The sequence below is a fragment of the Pseudomonas allii genome (assembly GCF_055380095.1).
Map to the genome: position 1 here is coordinate 6391187 of NZ_AP039450.1, position 18785 is coordinate 6409971.

General features: G+C 61.9%; 21 protein-coding genes. 16 read left to right on the forward strand and 5 right to left on the reverse strand.

Going from position 1 to position 18785, the window contains the following annotated elements:
* The first annotated feature begins 20 nt into the window (after nucleotides 1-20).
* A complete protein-coding gene (locus tag ACZ445_RS29475; RefSeq protein ID WP_003195493.1) occupies nucleotides 21-800 on the forward strand; it encodes an exodeoxyribonuclease III in 780 nt (259 codons plus the stop codon).
* A gap of 58 nt (nucleotides 801-858) precedes the next feature.
* Here ACZ445_RS29475 and ACZ445_RS29480 read toward each other — a convergent pair whose 3' ends face one another.
* Nucleotides 859-1230 (reverse strand): DUF4870 domain-containing protein, encoded by a 372-nt coding sequence (locus ACZ445_RS29480; RefSeq protein WP_060753667.1) that lies wholly within the window; start codon nucleotides 1228-1230, stop codon nucleotides 859-861.
* 22 nt (nucleotides 1231-1252) lie between these two features.
* Nucleotides 1253-1975: a ribonuclease PH gene (rph, locus tag ACZ445_RS29485; protein ID WP_016975928.1), complete on the reverse strand. Its 723-nt coding sequence runs from the start codon at nucleotides 1973-1975 to the stop codon at nucleotides 1253-1255.
* Between the two features lie 185 nt (nucleotides 1976-2160).
* On the opposite strand from rph, the gene ACZ445_RS29490 reads away from it, so the two are divergent.
* From ACZ445_RS29490 to ACZ445_RS29515, 6 genes are all read left to right on the forward strand, one after another.
* On the forward strand, nucleotides 2161-3024 hold the full coding sequence (locus ACZ445_RS29490) for a YicC/YloC family endoribonuclease (protein ID WP_058424245.1): 864 nt from the start codon (nucleotides 2161-2163) through the stop codon (nucleotides 3022-3024).
* Nucleotides 3025-3034: 10 nt separating this feature from the next.
* On the forward strand, nucleotides 3035-3655 hold the full coding sequence (gene gmk / locus ACZ445_RS29495; RefSeq protein WP_053127649.1) for a guanylate kinase: 621 nt from the start codon (nucleotides 3035-3037) through the stop codon (nucleotides 3653-3655).
* A gap of 167 nt (nucleotides 3656-3822) precedes the next feature.
* Entirely contained in the window at nucleotides 3823-4086 is a 264-nt protein-coding gene (rpoZ, locus tag ACZ445_RS29500) for a DNA-directed RNA polymerase subunit omega (protein WP_003176920.1), read from the forward strand.
* 60 nt (nucleotides 4087-4146) lie between these two features.
* Nucleotides 4147-6252 (forward strand): bifunctional GTP diphosphokinase/guanosine-3',5'-bis pyrophosphate 3'-pyrophosphohydrolase, encoded by a 2106-nt coding sequence (gene spoT / locus ACZ445_RS29505; protein WP_058424246.1) that lies wholly within the window; start codon nucleotides 4147-4149, stop codon nucleotides 6250-6252.
* Nucleotides 6253-6274: 22 nt separating this feature from the next.
* On the forward strand, nucleotides 6275-6655 hold the full coding sequence (locus ACZ445_RS29510) for a RidA family protein (protein WP_003176922.1): 381 nt from the start codon (nucleotides 6275-6277) through the stop codon (nucleotides 6653-6655).
* Between the two features lie 56 nt (nucleotides 6656-6711).
* Entirely contained in the window at nucleotides 6712-7455 is a 744-nt protein-coding gene (locus ACZ445_RS29515) for a hypothetical protein (RefSeq protein WP_058424247.1), read from the forward strand.
* Nucleotides 7456-7513: 58 nt separating this feature from the next.
* On the opposite strand, the gene ACZ445_RS29520 is transcribed toward ACZ445_RS29515, so the two are convergent.
* On the reverse strand, nucleotides 7514-8365 hold the full coding sequence (locus tag ACZ445_RS29520; RefSeq protein WP_058424248.1) for an SDR family oxidoreductase: 852 nt from the start codon (nucleotides 8363-8365) through the stop codon (nucleotides 7514-7516).
* A gap of 187 nt (nucleotides 8366-8552) precedes the next feature.
* Here ACZ445_RS29520 and exbB point away from each other — a divergent pair, with 187 nt between their 5' ends.
* The 9 genes from exbB to ACZ445_RS29565 all read left to right on the forward strand — a co-directional run bounded on the left by exbB (nucleotide 8553) and on the right by ACZ445_RS29565 (nucleotide 17210).
* The gene (gene exbB / locus ACZ445_RS29525; protein WP_058424249.1) at nucleotides 8553-9533 is read left to right on the forward strand and encodes a tonB-system energizer ExbB; all 981 of its coding nucleotides are present in this window, start codon (nucleotides 8553-8555) and stop codon (nucleotides 9531-9533) included.
* A 6-nt stretch (nucleotides 9534-9539) separates the two neighbouring features.
* Nucleotides 9540-9965, forward strand: coding sequence for a TonB system transport protein ExbD (exbD, locus tag ACZ445_RS29530; RefSeq protein WP_003195519.1), 426 nt, complete (start codon nucleotides 9540-9542; stop codon nucleotides 9963-9965).
* Nucleotides 9962-10711, forward strand: coding sequence for a TonB family protein (locus ACZ445_RS29535; RefSeq protein ID WP_179030294.1), 750 nt, complete (start codon nucleotides 9962-9964; stop codon nucleotides 10709-10711). Before exbD ends, ACZ445_RS29535 begins: the two co-directional genes overlap by 4 nt.
* A 181-nt stretch (nucleotides 10712-10892) precedes the next feature.
* Nucleotides 10893-11237, forward strand: a complete 345-nt coding sequence (locus ACZ445_RS29540) for a cupredoxin domain-containing protein (RefSeq protein ID WP_058424251.1) — start codon at nucleotides 10893-10895, stop codon at nucleotides 11235-11237.
* 3 nt (nucleotides 11238-11240) lie between these two features.
* On the forward strand, nucleotides 11241-12083 hold the full coding sequence (locus ACZ445_RS29545; RefSeq protein WP_464707847.1) for an FTR1 family iron permease: 843 nt from the start codon (nucleotides 11241-11243) through the stop codon (nucleotides 12081-12083).
* Nucleotides 12080-12610, forward strand: a complete 531-nt coding sequence (locus tag ACZ445_RS29550; RefSeq protein WP_058424253.1) for an iron transporter — start codon at nucleotides 12080-12082, stop codon at nucleotides 12608-12610. The genes ACZ445_RS29545 and ACZ445_RS29550 overlap by 4 nt, the downstream gene beginning before the upstream one ends.
* Before the next feature lie 117 nt (nucleotides 12611-12727).
* Complete coding sequence (locus ACZ445_RS29555) at nucleotides 12728-13648, forward strand: hydrogen peroxide-inducible genes activator (protein ID WP_016975936.1); 921 nt, start codon at nucleotides 12728-12730, stop codon at nucleotides 13646-13648.
* 8 nt (nucleotides 13649-13656) lie between these two features.
* On the forward strand, nucleotides 13657-15732 hold the full coding sequence (recG, locus tag ACZ445_RS29560; RefSeq protein ID WP_058424461.1) for an ATP-dependent DNA helicase RecG: 2076 nt from the start codon (nucleotides 13657-13659) through the stop codon (nucleotides 15730-15732).
* A gap of 77 nt (nucleotides 15733-15809) precedes the next feature.
* The gene (locus ACZ445_RS29565) at nucleotides 15810-17210 is read left to right on the forward strand and encodes an aminoacyl-tRNA deacylase and HDOD domain-containing protein (RefSeq protein ID WP_464707848.1); all 1401 of its coding nucleotides are present in this window, start codon (nucleotides 15810-15812) and stop codon (nucleotides 17208-17210) included.
* A gap of 131 nt (nucleotides 17211-17341) precedes the next feature.
* On the opposite strand, the gene ACZ445_RS29570 is transcribed toward ACZ445_RS29565, so the two are convergent.
* A complete protein-coding gene (locus ACZ445_RS29570) occupies nucleotides 17342-17716 on the reverse strand; it encodes a hypothetical protein (protein ID WP_058424462.1) in 375 nt (124 codons plus the stop codon).
* Nucleotides 17717-17840: 124 nt separating this feature from the next.
* The gene (tagQ, locus tag ACZ445_RS29575) at nucleotides 17841-18767 is read right to left on the reverse strand and encodes a type VI secretion system-associated lipoprotein TagQ (protein WP_464707849.1); all 927 of its coding nucleotides are present in this window, start codon (nucleotides 18765-18767) and stop codon (nucleotides 17841-17843) included.
* Nucleotides 18768-18785 lie beyond the last annotated feature (18 nt).

An 18785-nucleotide genomic window follows, 5' to 3' on the forward strand; every position in this document is an offset into this window, starting at 1 on the left:
CGCGATTTTTGGGGCCATTTATGCGGATCATCAGTGTGAACGTTAATGGTATTCAGGCTGCAGTCGAGCGTGGTTTGCTCAGTTGGCTGCAAGCCCAGAATGCCGACGTCATCTGCCTGCAGGATACCCGCGCCTCCGCCTTTGAACTGGACGACCCAGCCTTCCAACTGGATGGCTACTTCCTTTATGCCTGCGATGCCGAAGTGCCCACCCAAGGTGGCGTGGCTTTGTATTCGCGGTTGCAACCCAAGGCGGTCATCAGCGGCCTCGGCTTCGAGACAGCCGACCGCTACGGGCGCTACCTGCAAGCCGATTTCGACAAGGTCAGCATCGCGACCTTGCTGCTTCCTTCGGGGCAGAACGGCGATGAAGACTTGAACCAGAAGTTCAAGCTAATGGACGATTTCGCCCGTTACCTGGATAAACAGCGACGCAAACGTCGCGAGTACATTTATTGTGGCTCGCTGTACGTGGCGCAACAGAAGCTGGATATCAAAAACTGGCGCGACAGCCAGCAATCCCCGGGCTTCCTGGCGCCGGAACGGGCCTGGATGGACGAGATTGTCGGCAACATGGGCTATGTGGATGCCCTGCGCGAAGTCAGCCGCGAAGGCGACCAGTACAGCTGGTGGCCGGACAACGAACAGGCTGAGATGCTCAACCTGGGCTGGCGCTTCGACTACCAGTTGCTGACCCCGGGTCTGCGCCGGTTCGTTCGCAGCGCGCGCCTGCCGCGCCAGCCGCGCTTCTCGCAGCACGCGCCGCTGATCGTGGACTACGACTGGACACTGACCATCTGAGGTCTTTTCCCAGGCACAAAAAAACCGACATCGCTGTCGGTTTTTTTGTGAGTGCTCATTATTTGATCACACGCCAGGTCAAGGGATAGCGGTAGGCGATCCCCTTGTTGGCCTTGATGCTGCCAATGATGGTCAGCACCACCGTGGCGATCGCCAGGGCGAACATCAGGAAAAAACCAATCACCGCGAAAGCCAGCACAATGCAAGCGATCCAGGCGATGGCGACGGTGATCTGGAAGTTCAGGGCTTCCTTGCCCTGATCATCAATGAACGGGTCCACTTCTTTCTTCATCTGCCACAGGATCAGTGGCCCCACAACACTGCCGAAGGGGAACACAAACCCCAGAAACGCCGCGAGATGGCACAACATCGCGCCCTGGCGGACTTCGTAGGAAGGCGTCGGCACAGGCATTTGGCTGTTGTCATTCATGGCGCTTCTCCTTGAGGCGGGTTCAGTCAGCCAGGGCGGCGTTCTGCAGTTCGAAGATCTCGGTCATGCCTTTCTGGGCCAGGGCCAGCATCGCGTTCAGTTCGGCCGGCTGGAATGGCGCGCCTTCGGCGGTGCCTTGCACTTCGATGAAACCACCAGTGCTGGTCATCACCACGTTCAGGTCGGTCTCGGCAGCCGAGTCTTCCAGGTAGTCCAGGTCCAGCACAGGCTCGCCCTGGTACATGCCCACCGAAACAGCGGCGATCATTTGCTTGAGCGGGTCACCGCCCTTGAGGCCGCCACGCTTCTTGATCACTTTCAGCGCGTCAACCAGGGCCACCATGGCACCGGTGATGGACGCGGTGCGGGTACCGCCGTCGGCCTGGATCACGTCGCAGTCGACGTACAGGGTCACGTCGCCCAGCTTGGACATGTCCAGGGCGGCGCGCAGGGAGCGACCGATCAAACGCTGGATTTCCAGGGTGCGGCCACCTTGCTTGCCACGGCTGGCTTCACGCTGGTTACGCTCGCCGGTGGCGCGCGGCAACATGCCGTACTCGGCGGTCAACCAGCCCTGGCCCTGGCCTTTAAGAAAACGCGGTACGCCGTTTTCGACGCTGACGGTGCAGATCACCTTGGTATCGCCAAACTCGACCAGTACGGATCCCTCGGCGTGTTTGGTGTAGTTGCGGGTGATGCGGATCGAGCGGAGCTGATCGGCAGCGCGACCACTTGGACGTTTCATAGGGGATACCTGTACTGAGGACGAAAAACTGCCGAGCATTATAGAGCCGCGGGCCGATTCGGGGCACTGCTAAAAAATCCGGTTACGAATGCCTGGGTTTGGGCGCACTCACCCCACTGCGCTACAATCCTGCGCCTTCCCAATCATCAGCCCGCATTTACGGGACTGCAACGCGAGGTACCTCCATGGTGCACAGCATGACCGCCTTTGCCCGCGTCGAAAAAGCCGGCGTACAAGGCACCCTGAGTTGGGAACTGCGCTCGGTCAACAGCCGCTACCTGGAGCCGCACCTGCGCCTGCCGGAATCGTTCCGCGACCTCGAAGGCGCCGTGCGTGAAGCGCTGCGCCAGGGCATTTCCCGTGGCAAGCTGGAATGCACCCTGCGCTTTACAGAAGAAACCACCGGCAAGCCACTCCAGGTCGACCGCGACCGCGCCGCGCAATTGGTCGCTGCCGCCGAAACCATCGCCGGCCTGATCAAGCAGCCGGCCGCGCTCAACCCCCTGGAAGTGCTGGCCTGGCCCGGTGTGCTGGTGGCCGACGCCACCGACCCGCAAGCCCTCAACGCCGAAGCCCTTGCCCTGTTCAATCAGGGCCTGAAGGAGCTCAAGGCCGGCCGCGAGCGTGAAGGCGCCGAGTTGGCCCGCCTGATCAGCGAGCGCCTGACCTCCATCGAAGAAGACGTGGTCACCCTGCGCGAGCTGGTCCCGCAGATGCTTGCCGCCCAGCGCCAGAAGGTCCTCGACCGCTTCACCGACATGAAGGCCGACCTCGACCCGGTGCGCCTGGAGCAGGAAATGGTGCTGCTGGCGCAAAAGAGCGATGTGGCCGAAGAACTGGACCGCCTGAGCACCCACATCCTCGAAGTACGCCGTGTGCTCAAGTCCGGCGGTGCCGCCGGTCGGCGCCTGGACTTCCTGATGCAGGAACTCAACCGCGAAGCCAATACACTGGGCTCCAAGGCTTTCGATCCGCGCAGCACCACGGCTGCGGTCAACCTCAAGGTGTTGATCGAGCAGATGCGCGAACAAGTACAGAATATTGAGTAAGGCAACCTCCATGACCCACAGTACCGGCACCCTTTACATCATTTCCGCGCCTTCGGGCGCGGGCAAGAGCAGCCTGGTCAAGGCCCTGACCGACGCTGACGAGCAGATCCGCATCTCGGTCTCCCACACCACCCGCGCCATGCGCCCGGGCGAGGTGAACGGCGTGCACTATCACTTCGTCGAGCGCACCGAGTTCGTCAAGATGATCGAGCATGGCGACTTCCTCGAGCGCGCCGAAGTGTTCGGCAACCTCTATGGCACCTCGCAAAGCCACTTGCAGCAGACCCTGGACGAAGGCCACGACTTGATCCTGGAAATCGACTGGCAAGGCGCCGAACAAGTGCGCCAGCTGATGCCCAAGGCGCGTTCGATCTTTATCCTGCCGCCGTCGCTTGAAGCGCTGCACCAGCGCCTGACCAACCGCGGCCAGGACAGCGACGAGATTATCGAAGGCCGCATGCGTGAAGCGGTCAGTGAAATGAGCCACTACGTCGACTACGACTACCTGATCATCAACGACGATTTTTCCCACGCACTGGATGATCTCAAGGCGATTTTCCGCGCCAATCAGCTCCAGCAAAAGCGTCAGCAACAGCGTTTTGGCAAATTGCTGGCCGAACTGCTCGGTTGATTGGCTCTTCCCAAAACCGCTGCAAGGGCTTTACATTGGCGCTTGTAGCGGTTTTGCGAGGGCCTGCGAAAAATCAGCGCTTCCCTAAACGCTGGTGATTTTTTAAACTGTTTAGTCCGCTCGCCCAACCGGGCAGCGCGCATCTTGCATTCGCTCCGAGGAATACCATGGCCCGCGTAACCGTTGAAGACTGCCTAGAACACGTGGATAACCGCTTTGAGCTGGTCATGCTCTCTACCAAGCGTGCCCGTCAACTGGCCACTGGCGGCAAAGAGCCCTTGGTCCAGTGGGAAAACGACAAGCCTACCGTTGTCGCCCTGCGTGAAATCGCTGAAGGCCTGATGAGCTACGAGTTCATCGCCAACGCCGAAATCGTTGAAGACGAACCGCTGTTTGCAGCGTTCGAGGACGAGTCCAACGAGGCCGTCTAAGCCTATGCCTGGTCGACGTAGCACGGCGCGGGGTCACAGCCAACGGCAGGAGTTCACACTTTGCCGAGCATAGACGCCCTCGCCGATCGCTTATCGGCCTACCTCGGCCCAGACCAGGTCAACCTGGTCCGCCGAGCGTATTTCTACGCCGAACAAGCCCACGACGGCCAACGCCGCCGTAGCGGCGAGGCGTATGTCACCCATCCCCTTGCGGTGGCAAACATTCTTGCCGACATGCACATGGACCATCAGAGCCTGATGGCCGCGATGCTGCATGACGTGATCGAAGACACCGGCATCGCCAAGGAAGCGCTCAGCGCGCAATTCGGCGAAACCGTGGCCGAACTGGTCGACGGGGTCAGCAAACTGACCCAGATGAACTTCGAGACCAAGGCCGAGGCCCAGGCGGAAAACTTCCAGAAGATGGCCATGGCCATGGCCCGCGATATCCGCGTGATCCTGGTCAAGCTGGCCGACCGGCTGCACAACATGCGTACGCTGGAAGTGCTCTCCGGCGAAAAACGCCGGCGCATCGCCAAGGAAACCCTGGAAATCTACGCGCCCATCGCCAATCGGCTGGGCATGCACGCCATTCGTATCGAATTCGAAGACCTTGGTTTCAAAGCCATGCACCCGATGCGTTCGGCACGCATCTACCAGGCGGTCAAGCGCGCCCGGGGCAACCGCAAGGAAATCGTCAACAAGATCGAAGAATCCCTGAGCCATTGCCTGGCGATCGACGAGATCGAGGGCGAGGTCAGCGGCCGACAAAAGCACATCTACGGCATCTACAAGAAGATGCGCGGCAAGCGCCGGGCCTTCAACGAGATCATGGACGTGTACGCGTTCCGGATCATCGTCGACAAGGTCGACACCTGTTATCGCGTACTGGGCGCTGTACATAATTTGTACAAACCCCTGCCAGGTCGCTTCAAGGATTACATCGCGATTCCCAAGGCCAACGGCTACCAGTCGCTGCATACCACCCTGTTTGGTATGCACGGGGTGCCGATCGAGATCCAGATCCGTACCCGCGAAATGGAAGAGATGGCCAACAACGGCATCGCCGCCCATTGGCTGTACAAGTCCAGCGGCGACGAGCAGCCCAAAGGCACTCATGCCCGCGCCCGCCAGTGGGTCAAGGGCGTGCTGGAAATGCAGCAACGCGCCGGCAACTCCCTCGAATTTATCGAAAGTGTGAAGATCGACCTGTTCCCGGACGAGGTCTACGTGTTCACGCCCAAAGGCCGGATCATGGAGCTGCCCAAAGGCTCCACCGCCGTCGACTTTGCCTATGCAGTGCACACCGATGTGGGCAACAGCTGCATCGCGTGTCGGATCAATCGTCGTCTCGCACCGCTGTCCGAACCACTGCAAAGTGGCTCCACGGTCGAGATCGTCAGCGCTCCAGGCGCACGGCCAAACCCGGCGTGGCTCAACTTCGTGGTCACCGGCAAGGCGCGCACGCACATCCGTCACGCGCTGAAATTGCAGCGCCGCTCCGAGTCCATCAGCCTGGGCGAACGCCTGCTGAACAAGGTGCTCAACGGTTTCGACAGCGCTCTCGACAAGATCCCGCAGGAACGCGTGCAAGCGATGCTCCATGAGTACCGCCAGGAAACCATCGAAGACCTGCTGGAAGATATCGGCCTTGGCAACCGCATGGCCTATGTCGTCGCCCGCCGCCTGCTCGGCGAAGGCGAACAGTTGCCAAGCCCCGAAGGCCCGTTGGCGATTCGCGGCACCGAGGGCCTGGTGCTGAGCTACGCCAAATGCTGCACGCCGATCCCGGGTGACCCGATTGTCGGCCACTTGTCCGCAGGCAAAGGCATGGTGGTGCACCTGGACAACTGCCGCAACATCACCGAAATCCGCCACAACCCGGAAAAATGCATCCAGCTCTCGTGGGCCAAGGATGTCACCGGCGAATTCAACGTCGAGTTGCGCGTGGAGCTGGAACACCAGCGCGGCCTGATCGCCCTGCTCGCCAGCAGCGTCAACGCGGCCGACGGCAATATCGAGAAAATCAGCATGGACGAGCGCGATGGCCGCATCAGCGTGGTCCAACTGGTGGTCAGCGTCCACGACCGCGTGCACCTGGCCCGCGTGATCAAGAAACTGCGTGCCTTGACCGGTGTGATCCGCATCACTCGCATGCGCGCCTAACCCACATTACAAGGAGTCATTCATGACCAAGACCGTTATCACCAGCGATAAAGCCCCTGCCGCCATCGGCACTTACTCCCAGGCGATCAAGGCGGGCAACACCGTCTACATGTCCGGCCAGATCCCGCTGGACCCGAAGACCATGGAACTGGTGGAAGGCTTCGAAGCACAGACCGTACAGGTCTTCGAAAACCTCAAGTCCGTTGCTGAAGCCGCCGGCGGTTCGTTCAAGGACATCGTCAAGCTGAACATCTTCCTCACCGACCTGAGCCACTTCGCCAAGGTCAACGAGATCATGGGCAAGTACTTCGAACAGCCGTACCCAGCCCGCGCCGCCATCGGCGTTGCCGCCCTGCCAAAGGGTGCGCAGGTTGAGATGGACGCGATCCTGGTCATCGAGTAAAACACCCGGCGCAGCCCCCACAGGCTGCGCCGACTTCGTTTCAGAAGGATTTCATGATGCGCAAAGCGCTTGTAGCCTCATCAATGCTCGCCCTGTTGCTCGGCGGCTGTGCCAGTAACCCTGCCGACAGGGATGTGAGCGGCACCTGGATCAACCAGGTCGCCATCGATGCGGCAGCCAAGGGCGGCCCTTTGCGTGAAGCCTTGCAGAGCTTTGGCCCGAACCTCGAGTGGGAGGTCAATACCAAGGCTTCGCAGGCCCGCTACTACAACGGTTTTGAAGTAGCTGAAGGCAAGTTGCTGGGTGAACAATCCGGCGCCTGGAGCGTGGATTTCTACGGCAGCTCCGCCACCGAACTCAAGCGCAAAGGCAAGCAACTGCTGCAAGTGGCCAATGACAACGAGCCTGAACAGCTGTTTGCCCGCGCCAAAGACCCGGCCCCGGAGGGTGCACCTTTGGGTGCCAACTTCGAGCGAGCGCTGTACGCGGCCTACCTGGGCGGCGACTGGAAGATTAGCGACGGCTTCGGCAGCGGCGCCATCGTGCAGTTCCAGGCTGACGGCAAGGTCGCCGGCCTGCCCAATGTGGACCGGTATTCGCTGTGCCTGGCCGGTGATTGCGCCTCAATGAGCGGTGGCTACGACAGCATCTGGCTGCAGCTCAACGGCCAGGGCAACCCGTGGATCTTTACCCGCAAAGGCAAACAGCTGGAAATCTTCCAGGCGATCAACACCGCGCAGGCGGATGAAGTGCCCTCGTTCACACCAGGCCCACGCCAATGGCTGCTTGAAAAGCAATAAGCAACCAAACATAGATCCAAATGTGGGAGGGGGCTTGCCCCCTCCCACATTTTGAGTTTCAGCCTTTGAGAATTGCTGCGTAGCCTTCGCGGAAGGTCGGGTAAGTCGGCGTCCAACCCAACGCCTTCACCCGGGCATTGCTGCACTGCTTGCTGCCCGCTCGCCGCACACTCGCATCCTCAGCCCACTCAGTCACACCCAGGTATTCGCGCAACCAGCCCACCACTTCGGCCAGTGGAGCAGGTGCATCGTCGACACCGATGTAGACCTTGTCCAGCGAGCCGCCCTCTTCCACATGGCGCAACAAAAAGGCGAGTAGCCCCGCCGCGTCGTCCGCATGAATGCGATTGCCATATAAAGGTGGATCAATTGCCACGCGATAGCCTTGGCGAACCTGGGTCAGCAGCCATTCGCGACCAGGACCATAGATGCCGGTAAGCCGCACGACACTCGCCGGGATGCCGCTATTGAGCGCCACTTGCTCGGCTTCCAGCATCACCTGCCCGGAATACCCTTTCGCTTGAGTCTCCGACGTTTCGTCGACCCACTCGCCATTCTGCTGCCCGTAGACGCTGCTACTGGATACGAACAGCAGGTGCTTGGGTTCCTGGCCGTAGTCACTCAGCCACTCCAGCACATGTTTCAGCCCTTCTACATAAGCGGCGCGGTAGCCCGCCTCGTCGTGATCCGTCGCAGCCGCGCAGTACACCAGGTAATCCACCCCACCAATCGGCCAGGTGTCGGGGCAATCCTTTTTGAACAGGTCACCGGCAATGCCAATCACGCCATCGGGAAGCCGCGAAATATCACGGCGCAGGCCATGAACCTCCCATTCCGAGGCGAGCAATTGGCTGGCCAGCCGGCTCCCCACATCGCCACATCCGGCAATCACAACAGAAGGCGCTGACATCACAAAACTCCGCACAGAAAGGTCTAGGTTAGCCTTCGCAGATGACAGACGGCCAGAAAAAGCACAAATAAAGTTACTGTATTACTTCTGTTAACAAGAATTACTTGCAATAATAACCACCCATTTGTCCTCGACCCCCTGGGTCTGGAAGGACGATCACTCATTTTTTTACTCAGGTCCGGCCAGCATGACACGTAATACAACCCCCGCTTCGCCAACCAAGCTTCACAGCCCATCCCGCGCCTGGCGCGCGATTGCTGCGCTGCTGTTCAGCGTACTGCTGGCACCGACCGCCGCCTTCGCTGATGCCACCGCGCCCGCCACACCGGCTACCGCCGAGCACAACACCGCGGCGCCGGCAGCACCTGCCGCAGCGCCCGCTGCAACCGATCCGGCCCAGGCAGCTGACCCTGCCGCCGCCGACGAAACCGGCTTAGTGCTCGAAGAAAACAACACCTTGGGCATGGCCCACGACCTGTCGCCCTGGGGCATGTACCAGAACGCTGACGTGGTGGTGAAAGCCGTGATGATCGGCCTGGCCATCGCCTCGATCATCACCTGGACCATCTGGATCGCCAAAGGCTTCGAGCTGCTGGGCGCCAAGCGTCGCCTGCGCACCGAAATCGTCCACCTGAAAAAGGCCACCACCCTCAAGGAAGCCAGCGAAAGCGCGACCAAGAAGGGCACCCTGGCCAATACCCTGGTGCACGACGCGTTGGAAGAAATGCGCCTGTCGGCCAACACCCGCGAAAAAGAAGGCATCAAGGAACGTGTGGCCTTCCGCCTGGAGCGCCTGGTGGCGGCCTGCGGTCGTAACATGAGCAGCGGCACCGGCGTGCTGGCGACCATCGGTTCAACCGCGCCGTTCGTCGGCCTGTTCGGTACCGTGTGGGGCATCATGAACAGCTTCATCGGCATCGCCAAAACCCAGACCACCAACCTCGCCGTCGTTGCCCCGGGCATCGCCGAAGCCTTGCTGGCGACCGCCCTGGGCCTGGTTGCCGCAATTCCTGCGGTGGTGATCTACAACGTCTTCGCTCGCTCGATTGCTGGCTACAAGGCCCAGGTATCGGACGCGTCGGCGGAAGTCCTGCTGCTGGTCAGCCGCGACCTCGATCACCTGCCTACCGAGCGCAGCTCGCAACCGCACATGGTGAAAGTGGGGTAATCGGCCATGGGCCTGCATTTGAATCAAGGCGACGACGAACTCGTCGAGAACCACGAAATCAACGTCACGCCGTTTATCGACGTGATGCTGGTGCTGCTGATCATCTTCATGGTGGCGGCACCGTTGGCCACCGTGGACATCAAGGTTGACCTGCCCGCCTCCAGCGCAAAACCTGCGCCTCGGCCGGAGAAACCGATCTTCCTCAGCGTCAAGGCGGACCAACGCCTGTTCCTGGGCGAAGAAGAGGTCAAGGCTGAAACCCTGGGACCGGTGCTCGACGCCAAGACCCAGGGCAAGAAGGACACGACGATCTTCTTCCAGGCTGACAAGGGCGTGGACTACGGCGACCTGATGAGCGTGATGGATGCCCTGCGGGCAGCCGGCTACCTCAAGGTAGGCCTGGTCGGACTTGAGACGGCAGCCAAGAAATGATCACGACGCGCCACAAACTGACGCGTTATGGCACCAGCCTCGCCGTCGTACTGGGCGTGCATGCCGTCGCGATCGCTATCGCGCTTCATTGGTCGGCGCCGCGTACGGTGCAGTTGCCACCGGCTGCCATGGTTATCGACCTGGCACCGATGCCAGCCCCACCGCCGCCGGCACCGCCCAAGGTGGTCACGCCGCCGCAACCGCCTGCCCCGGTGGAAGAACCGCCCCTGCCGAAACTCGCCGAGGCACCCAAGCCGACGATCCAGGTGCCCAAGCCGGTCAAGCCCAAGCCCAAACCGCAGCCGCCCAAACCGGTGGAGAAGAAGATCGAGCCGCCCAAGGAGAAACCCTCCGAGGACCCACCGAGCGACGCTCCACCGACCCAGGCACCGGCTGAAAAATCGGCCCAGCCCGTTCCTGGCCCGTCGCCGCAACAGGTTGCCGCCAAAGCATCCTGGGAAGGCGCCCTGCTGGCCCACCTGCAGAAGTACAAGAAGTACCCGCCAGGCGCCCAGGCGCGTGGCAAGGAAGGCCTCAACCGCTTGAAGTTCGTGGTGGATGCCGAGGGTAACGTGCTGTCTTACGAGTTGGTGGGCCGCTCCGGCAACGCCGACCTGGACCGCGCCACGCTGGACATGATCCGTCGTGCCCAGCCGCTGCCCAAGCCGCCTGCGGACATGCTCAAGGGTGGCAGTATCGAGATCGTTGCACCGTTCGTGTACAACATCGAAAAACGTCGTCGCTGAGCCTTTCCCAATGGGCACCCTCGGGTGCCCATTGCGCTCCTCCTCCACCGTATTCAAGCCTTGCAGACCCGCGAGCTGAACCGTGGCTGAATGTGAAACCAATGTCATGGTTCTTCACTTGTAACACTTCAATACACCACCAATCATGCGCGAACAATTCTCATTTGAGAGGCCTTTCGCTATGTCCTGCCTTCCCCGCCTGACGCTTGCCCTGCTCGCAATCGCTGGCGCCCCGTGCGCAGCCCATGCGGATCAACTGGTCAGCCTGACCGTGCAAAACCACACCTTCACACCCGCCAGCTTCACCGTGCCGGCCGGCGAGCGCTTTCGCATCCAGCTCACCAACAACGACGACACCGTCGACGAATTTGAAAGCTACGACATGAAATTCGAAAAAATCGTCGTGCCCGGCAACACCATTACCGTCTTCGCCGGCCCGATGCATCCGGGCACCTACAGCTTTTTCGACGACTACCACCCCGACCAGGCCAAAGGCACCGTCACCGTCGTCGCGGCCAAGGAGTAAGTCATGCTGGCCTGTCTGCTGATCGTGTTTCGTGAAGTGCTGGAAGCCGGCATTGTCATCGGTATCGTCATGGCCGCCACCCAGGGGCTGGCACGGCGCAGTACCTACATCATCGGCGGCATCGCTGCCGGTGTCGGCGGCGCGGCGATCCTCGCGCTGTTCACCGGCGCCATCACCCAGGCCCTGGACGGTTTCGGCCAGGAAATCTTCAACGCTGCCATCCTTATCGTCGCGGTGTGCATGCTCGGCTGGCACAACCTGTGGATGAGTAGCCATGGCCGCGAACTCGCTACTCAACTGCGCGAAAGCGGGGCGGCGGTGCAACGCGGCGAGAAGACCCTGTGGGCACTGGCCATCGTAATCACCGTGGCCGTGCTGCGCGAAGGCTCGGAAATCGTGCTGTTCCTGTATGGCATCGCCGCATCCACCCACACCGAACCCCTGACGATGCTCATCGGCGGCGTGCTCGGGATTGCCGGCGGCGGCGTGCTGTCGTGGCTGCTGTATCGCGGACTGGTGGTGATCAGCCTCAAACGCCTGTTCTCGGTCACCACGTGGATGATCGCCGTACTCGCGGCGGGAATGGCCGGCCGCGCCGCCGCGATCCTGGCCGGTATCAACCTGATCCCGGCCTGGGGCTACGAGTTGTGGGACACCTCTTGGTTGGTCTCCGACGCAAGCCTTACCGGCCGGGCGCTGCAAGCGCTGACCGGCTACACCGACCGCCCTTTGGGCATTCAACTGTTTGCCTGGGTGGCCACTCTTACCTTGCTGGTAATGGGTGGCCGCCTTGTGCAGTCGCGCACGCCTGAACCGTCTTCCCCCACCCCGGAGCGTCACCCATGAAACACCTGCACAAACCCGTTGCCGCTGCACTGGTCCTGGCCAGCACCCTGGCTTTTTCCGCCGTCAGCCAAGCCCGTGAATACCCGATCGGCGGGCCGGTTCAGACCCACGACATGGAGATCGCTTCCTCGTACCTCACCGGGATCGAGATGGCGCCAATGCCACCGGGCATGGTCATGGACAAGGACTCGGTGCACCTTGAAACCGATGTGCATGCCACTGCCGACAACAAGTACGGACTGTCCAACGGTGAATGGGTGCCTTACCTGAGCATCTCCTATTCCCTGGTCAAGGAAGGCGCTCCGGACTACAAACAAATCGGCACGCTCCTGCCGATGGTTGCCAAAGACGGCGCCCACTATGCGAACAACGTGAAGATGGACGGCCCCGGCACCTATACCGTTGTCCTGCGCTACGAGAGCCCACAGATCAATGGCTTCTTCCACCACGTCGACAAAGAAACCGGCGTCCCCGAATGGTGGGGCCCGTTCACCGAGACCTTCACCTTCAAATACCCGCAGAAATAAACGGCAAAACACCTGCGGCACCCGATTAGCTGGTGTCGCAAACCCCATCGTGTCTGATAACGTGCGTCTATCGATTGCAGCCGGTATGCTTGGCCCGCAACCTCATGGACGCCCGCTATGACTCTTACAGAATTGCGCTACATCGTTACCCTCGCCCAAGAGCAGCACTTCGGCCACGCGGCCGAGCGTTGCCATGTCAGCCAACCGACGCTGTCGGTGGGCGTGAAAAAGCTTGAAGACGAACTCGGTGTGCTGATTTTCGAGCGCAGCAAGAGCGCCGTGCGCCTCACCCCGGTGGGCGAAGGCATTGTGGCCCAGGCCCAGAAGGTGCTGGAGCAGGCGCAGAGCATTCGCGAACTGGCCCAGGCCGGCAAGAACCAGCTGACCGCACCGCTCAAGGTCGGCGCCATCTACACCGTCGGCCCGTATCTGTTTCCGCACCTGATCCCGCAACTGCACCGCGTCGCGCCGCAGATGCCGCTGTATATCGAAGAAAACTTCACCCACGTGCTGCGCGACAAACTGCGCAACGGCGAGCTGGACGCGATCATCATCGCCCTGCCGTTCAATGAAGCCGACGTGCTGACCCTGCCGCTCTACGACGAGCCGTTCTACGTGCTCATGCCGGCCTCGCACCCGTGGACACAGAAAGACACCATCGACGCCGGCCTGCTCAACGACAAGAGCCTGCTGCTGCTCGGCGAAGGCCACTGCTTCCGCGACCAGGTCCTGGAAGCCTGCCCGACCCTGACCAAGGGTAATGACGGTGCCAAGCACACCACCGTGGAATCCAGCTCTCTGGAAACCATCCGCCACATGGTCGCGTCCGGCCTGGGCATTTCCATCCTGCCGCTGTCAGCCGTCGACAGCCATCACTACGCCCCCGGCGTGATCGAAGTACGCCCACTCACGCCGCCGGTGCCGTTCCGCACCGTGGCGATCGCCTGGCGCGCCAGCTTCCCACGGCCCAAAGCGATTGAGATCCTCGCCGACTCGATCCGCCTGTGTTCGGTCGCCAAGCCGACTGCCGCGAGCTAAGCCAGGGTATGACTGAGCTGTCGCAGGTGTCGGTGACGGCACTCAAGGGTGTCGGCGAAGCCATGGCCGAGAAGCTGGCCAAGGTTGGCCTGGAGAACCTCCAGGACGTGCTGTTCCACCTGCCCCTGCGCTATCAGGACCGCACCCGCGTAGTGCCCATCGGCCAGTTGCGCCCCGGGCAGGACGCGGTGGTCGAAGGCACCGTCAGCGGTGCCGACGTGGTGATGGGCAAGCGCCGCAGCCTGGTGGTACGCCTGCAGGACGGTACCGGAGGCCTCAGCCTGCGCTTCTACCATTTCAGCAACGCGCAGAAGGAAGGCCTCAAGCGCGGCACCCGTGTGCGCTGTTACGGCGAAGCGCGGCCGGGTGCATCTGGCCTGGAGATCTATCACCCGGAATACCGCGCCATCACCGGGGATGAACCGCCGCCGGTCGACACCACGCTCACGCCGATCTACCCGCTCACCGAAGGCCTGACCCAGCAACGCCTGCGCCAACTGTGCATGCAGACGCTGACCATGCTCGGCCCGAAAAGCCTGCCCGATTGGCTGCCCCAGGAACTGGCTCGCGACTATCAACTGGCGCCGCTGGACGATGCGATCCGCTACCTGCATCACCCGCCCGCCGATGCCGATGTCGACGAACTGGCGCTCGGTCATCACTGGGCCCAGCATCGCCTGGCCTTCGAAGAACTGCTGACCCATCAATTGTCCCAGCAACGCCTGCGCGAAAGCATGCGCTCCCTGCGTGCGCCGGCAATGCCCAAGGCCACGCGCTTGCCCGCGCAGTACCTGGCCAACCTCGGTTTTGCGCCGACCGGTGCCCAGCAACGCGTCGGCAATGAAATCGCCTATGACCTGAGCCAGCAGGAGCCCATGCTGCGGCTGATCCAGGGCGACGTGGGCGCGGGCAAGACCGTGGTCGCCGCCCTCGCCGCCCTGCAAGCACTGGAAGCCGGCTACCAGGTGGCGCTGATGGCGCCCACCGAGATCCTCGCCGAGCAGCACTTCATCACCTTCAAGCGCTGGCTCGAACCGCTGGGCCTGGAAGTCGCGTGGCTGGCCGGCAAGCTCAAGGGCAAGAACCGCGCGGCGGCACTGGAACAGATCGCCGGCGGCGCGCCGATGGTGGTGGGCACCCACGCGCTGTTCCAGGACGAAGTGCAGTTCAAGAACCTGGCGCTGGTGATCATCGACGAACAGCACCGCTTCGGCGTGCAACAGCGCCTGGCCCTGCGCCAGAAAGGCGTGGGCGGGCGGATGAACCCGCACCAACTGATCATGACCGCCACACCGATCCCGCGCACCCTGGCCATGAGCGCCTACGCCGACCTCGACACCTCGATCCTCGACGAACTGCCGCCTGGCCGTACGCCGGTCAACACCGTGCTGGTCACCGACACCCGGCGCGTGGAAGTGATCGAACGCGTACGCGGCGCCTGTGCCGAAGGGCGCCAGGCGTACTGGGTGTGCACGCTGATCGAAGAGTCCGAAGAGCTGACCTGCCAAGCGGCCGAAACCACTTACGAAGACCTCACCAGCGCCCTCGGCGAACTCAAGGTCGGGCTGATCCACGGGCGTATGAAACCGGCTGAAAAGGCCGCAGTGATGGCCGAGTTCAAGGCCGGCAACCTGCAACTGCTGGTCGCCACCACGGTGATTGAAGTGGGCGTGGACGTGCCCAACGCCAGCCTGATGATCATCGAGAACCCCGAGCGCCTGGGCCTGGCGCAACTGCACCAGTTGCGTGGCCGTGTGGGCCGGGGCAGCGCCGCCAGCCACTGCGTGCTGCTCTACCACCCGCCGCTGTCACAGATCGGCCGCCAGCGCCTGGGCATCATGCGTGAAACCAACGACGGTTTTGTCATCGCCGAAAAGGACCTGGAACTGCGCGGCCCCGGCGAAATGCTCGGCACCCGCCAGACCGGCCTGCTGCAATTCAAGGTCGCCGACCTGATGCGCGACGCCGACTTGCTGCCTGCCGTGCGCGATGCCGCACAGGCACTGCTGGAGCGCTGGCCGGACCACGTCAGCCCGCTGCTCAATCGCTGGCTCAGGCACGGGCAGCAATACGGCCAAGTGTGACGCCTGACGCACTTAAGCGACCAACAGTTGTATCAAGCTGGTTATACTTCGTGGACTGTAAGAAATTGGATCAGGCCATGTCAGAAGTTGCCCTCGCCACAGCCCCACTGACCGCCCCGCCGGTCATTCGGGCTCTGCTCGCCAAACTCGCCATCCCCTACACGGAAGTCGCCGAACTCCCGGGCCTGAATCCTGCGCAGAAGGTCCAGGCGGTGCTGTTGGAAGACGCGGTGGGCGCCCTGATGGTGCTGTTCCCGCAGAACCAGTTGCTCGACCTCAACCGCCTCGCCGAACTCACCGGCCGCCGCCTGACCGCTGTATCGCCGGATCGCGTCAAGCGCATGCTCGACAAACATGACCTGAGCCTGCTGCCAGGTTTGCCACCCCTTACCAGCTCGCCCTGCCTGTACGAAGGCAGCCTGCTCGACGAGCCGAGCCTGCTGGTGCATTCGGGTGAAGCAGGCCTGTTGCTGGAGATTCCCAGCGACGCCTTCAAGACGATGCTCACCAAGGCCAGCGCCGGCCACTTCGGCGAGCCGTTGAGCAATATCCGCCCCAACCTCGACCGCCCCAATGACGACCGCGAGGAAATCACCCAGGCGATGCAGGCGTTCACCGCGCGCCGTATCCAGCAACGCCTGGAAGCGACCATCGAGATTCCACCGCTGGCCGATACCGCGCAGAAGATCATCAAGCTGCGCGTCGACCCAAACGCCACCATCGATGACATCACCGGCGTGGTCGAGACCGACCCGGCCCTGGCTGCCCAAGTGGTGAGCTGGGCCGCGTCGCCGTACTACGCCTCGCCGGGGAAGATCCGTTCAGTGGAAGACGCCATCGTGCGCGTGCTGGGCTTCGACCTGGTGATCAACCTGGCGCTGGGCCTGGCCCTGGGCAAGACCCTGAGCCTGCCCAAGGACCACCCGCACCAGTCGACGCCGTACTGGCACCAGTCGATCTACACCGCCGCCGTGATCGAAGGCCTGACCCGTGCCATGCCCCGCGCACAGCGCCCGGAAGCCGGCCTCACCTACCTTGCCGGCCTGCTGCATAACTTCGGTTATCTGCTGCTGGCCCACGTGTTCCCGCCGCACTTCTCGCTGATCTGCCGTCACCTGGAGGTCAACCCGCACCTGTGCCACAGCTATGTCGAACAGCACCTGCTGGGCATCAGCCGCGAGCAGATCGGCGCCTGGCTGATGCGCTACTGGGACATGCCGGACGAACTGTCCACCGCCCTGCGCTTCCAGCACGACCCGACCTACGATGGGCAATACGCCGAGTACCCGAACCTGGTGTGCCTGGCCGTGCGCCTGTTGCGTAGCCGCGGAATCGGCTCCGGTCCGGATGAGGCGATTCCGGATGCGCTGCTCGAGCGCCTGGGGCTGAGCCGGGACAAGGCTGAGGAAGTGGTCGGCAAGGTGTTGGATGCCGAAGTCTTGTTGCGGGAATTGGCGTCCCAGTTCAGCCAGAACTGAATCTGTAGCCTGTTGGACCGCTATCGCAGGCAAGCCAGCTCCCACAGTTGACCGCATTCCAAAGCTGGAACTCGGTCGAATGTGGGAGCTGGCTTGCCTGCGATGAATCCACCTCGGTCTACCTGAAAACCCTACTTCTTTTTCTTCGGCTTCAAATACTTGGTCAACCCCTGGAACCAGATCACCAGCGCCGGGTTGCCCTTGATCTGGATCGACTTGTCCTGGATCCCCGTCATGAACGCCAGTTGCTTGTTCTTCGCCTGCATCGTGGCGAAGCCGTAGGCGGCATCTTTGAACGCAATGGCAAACGCCGGCGTCGGGTGCACACCCGAGCGGCTGGTGATGCGCTGGTCTTTGACGATGAAGTGACGGGCAACCTTGCCGTCGAGGGTCTGCAGCTGGAACGCCAGGTCTTTATCGCCCAACTGTTGCTGGAAGGCAGGATTGGTGCGGCTGGCTTTGCCCATCATCAGGCCCAGCACCCACAAGAGAAGACGGAATTTCATGCACACGGCCTCGATGTAATTATTGAGTGGCCGCAGCAGTTTAACGATTTGCAAAAAGAACGCCACCGATCTTGCGCATTAGCGGAAGATCGGCTGGCGTTTGACGCTTATAGCAGCATGTTACTTAAACGTTCGGGCAAGGAACCGGCGCCCAATCGGCCAGGTTCGGATCGCGGCAGCTGCCTTCGAGCTGAGCCTTGCCGGCGCTGGCGACCTTCTTGCTTTCATCTTGCTTGGTCTGGGCAGTCTGGAAGGTCTTCTCGGTGCTCACTGCTTCTGTGGGTACGGTTGGCAGAACCGGCTTTTTCGGCGGTTTGGCGCCTGTGCCTTTCTTCTTGCCCGATGTCACAACGGGTGTTGTGTCGGCCTTAGCCACGGTGACCACGTCAGTACGCTGTACGCCAACCTGTTGCAGGTCTTTCTCGTAGGCCTGGGTGTAGTTGTTCAGGTCTTCGGCGGCTTTACCGTTGACCGCGACGATCAGGTCATTGGACTCCTTCAGGCCCGAGACAATTTCCGCCAGGCGCTTACGGCCTTCGGTGTCGTTGACGGTCTTGGCCTTGCGGTCGGCCACCAGCTTGGTGAATGCGCTCTGGTAGCATTGTTGCGATGCCTTGGCGTAGGCGGTGCTGCGGTCGATGTCGGAGGCGCTTTTGTTCACGTCAGCCGCATACGAGGCAATACGCTGGTTGTCATCGGCGATCTGCTTCTGACGCTCGGTGTAGTAACCCGCCGCGCCGCCGGCCAGGGCGCCGCCCGCTGCGCCGATGGCGGCGTTACGGCCACGCTTGTCGGAGTCGCCGGTCAGCGCACCGAGCAATGCACCACCGGCAGCGCCGATGGCCGCGCCGGTCACGACCGACTTGGTCATGTTCGAGTCGGTGGCGCGCAAGTGCTGCACCGGCTCATAGCAGTTGGGGTAGTACTCGACCTTGGTGCTCGACGCGACCTTGGAGGCCGGCGATGTGGCGCAACCGGTCAGCACCGTGCTGAAGCCAGCCGCGATCAGCAGCAAATGACGCTTGGAAACCGCCTTACGGGAAAAAAGCATAGGTGTGTTCTCTTTTAA

What these genes read in the sequence shown, in the direction of transcription:
- ACZ445_RS29475 (WP_003195493.1), top strand. Translation starts at nt 21, where the DNA reads ATGCGGATCATCAGTGTGAACGTTAATGGTATTCAGGCTGCAGTCGAG.
- ACZ445_RS29480 (WP_060753667.1), bottom strand. Translation starts at nt 1,230, where the DNA reads ATGAATGACAACAGCCAAATGCCTGTGCCGACGCCTTCCTACGAAGTC.
- rph (WP_016975928.1), bottom strand. Translation starts at nt 1,975, where the DNA reads ATGAAACGTCCAAGTGGTCGCGCTGCCGATCAGCTCCGCTCGATCCGC.
- ACZ445_RS29490 (WP_058424245.1), top strand. Translation starts at nt 2,161, where the DNA reads ATGGTGCACAGCATGACCGCCTTTGCCCGCGTCGAAAAAGCCGGCGTA.
- gmk (WP_053127649.1), top strand. Translation starts at nt 3,035, where the DNA reads ATGACCCACAGTACCGGCACCCTTTACATCATTTCCGCGCCTTCGGGC.
- rpoZ (WP_003176920.1), top strand. Translation starts at nt 3,823, where the DNA reads ATGGCCCGCGTAACCGTTGAAGACTGCCTAGAACACGTGGATAACCGC.
- ACZ445_RS29510 (WP_003176922.1), top strand. Translation starts at nt 6,275, where the DNA reads ATGACCAAGACCGTTATCACCAGCGATAAAGCCCCTGCCGCCATCGGC.
- ACZ445_RS29515 (WP_058424247.1), top strand. Translation starts at nt 6,712, where the DNA reads ATGCGCAAAGCGCTTGTAGCCTCATCAATGCTCGCCCTGTTGCTCGGC.
- ACZ445_RS29520 (WP_058424248.1), bottom strand. Translation starts at nt 8,365, where the DNA reads ATGTCAGCGCCTTCTGTTGTGATTGCCGGATGTGGCGATGTGGGGAGC.
- exbB (WP_058424249.1), top strand. Translation starts at nt 8,553, where the DNA reads ATGACACGTAATACAACCCCCGCTTCGCCAACCAAGCTTCACAGCCCA.
- exbD (WP_003195519.1), top strand. Translation starts at nt 9,540, where the DNA reads ATGGGCCTGCATTTGAATCAAGGCGACGACGAACTCGTCGAGAACCAC.
- ACZ445_RS29535 (WP_179030294.1), top strand. Translation starts at nt 9,962, where the DNA reads ATGATCACGACGCGCCACAAACTGACGCGTTATGGCACCAGCCTCGCC.
- ACZ445_RS29540 (WP_058424251.1), top strand. Translation starts at nt 10,893, where the DNA reads ATGTCCTGCCTTCCCCGCCTGACGCTTGCCCTGCTCGCAATCGCTGGC.
- ACZ445_RS29545 (WP_464707847.1), top strand. Translation starts at nt 11,241, where the DNA reads ATGCTGGCCTGTCTGCTGATCGTGTTTCGTGAAGTGCTGGAAGCCGGC.
- ACZ445_RS29550 (WP_058424253.1), top strand. Translation starts at nt 12,080, where the DNA reads ATGAAACACCTGCACAAACCCGTTGCCGCTGCACTGGTCCTGGCCAGC.
- ACZ445_RS29555 (WP_016975936.1), top strand. Translation starts at nt 12,728, where the DNA reads ATGACTCTTACAGAATTGCGCTACATCGTTACCCTCGCCCAAGAGCAG.
- recG (WP_058424461.1), top strand. Translation starts at nt 13,657, where the DNA reads ATGACTGAGCTGTCGCAGGTGTCGGTGACGGCACTCAAGGGTGTCGGC.
- ACZ445_RS29565 (WP_464707848.1), top strand. Translation starts at nt 15,810, where the DNA reads ATGTCAGAAGTTGCCCTCGCCACAGCCCCACTGACCGCCCCGCCGGTC.
- ACZ445_RS29570 (WP_058424462.1), bottom strand. Translation starts at nt 17,716, where the DNA reads ATGAAATTCCGTCTTCTCTTGTGGGTGCTGGGCCTGATGATGGGCAAA.
- tagQ (WP_464707849.1), bottom strand. Translation starts at nt 18,767, where the DNA reads ATGCTTTTTTCCCGTAAGGCGGTTTCCAAGCGTCATTTGCTGCTGATC.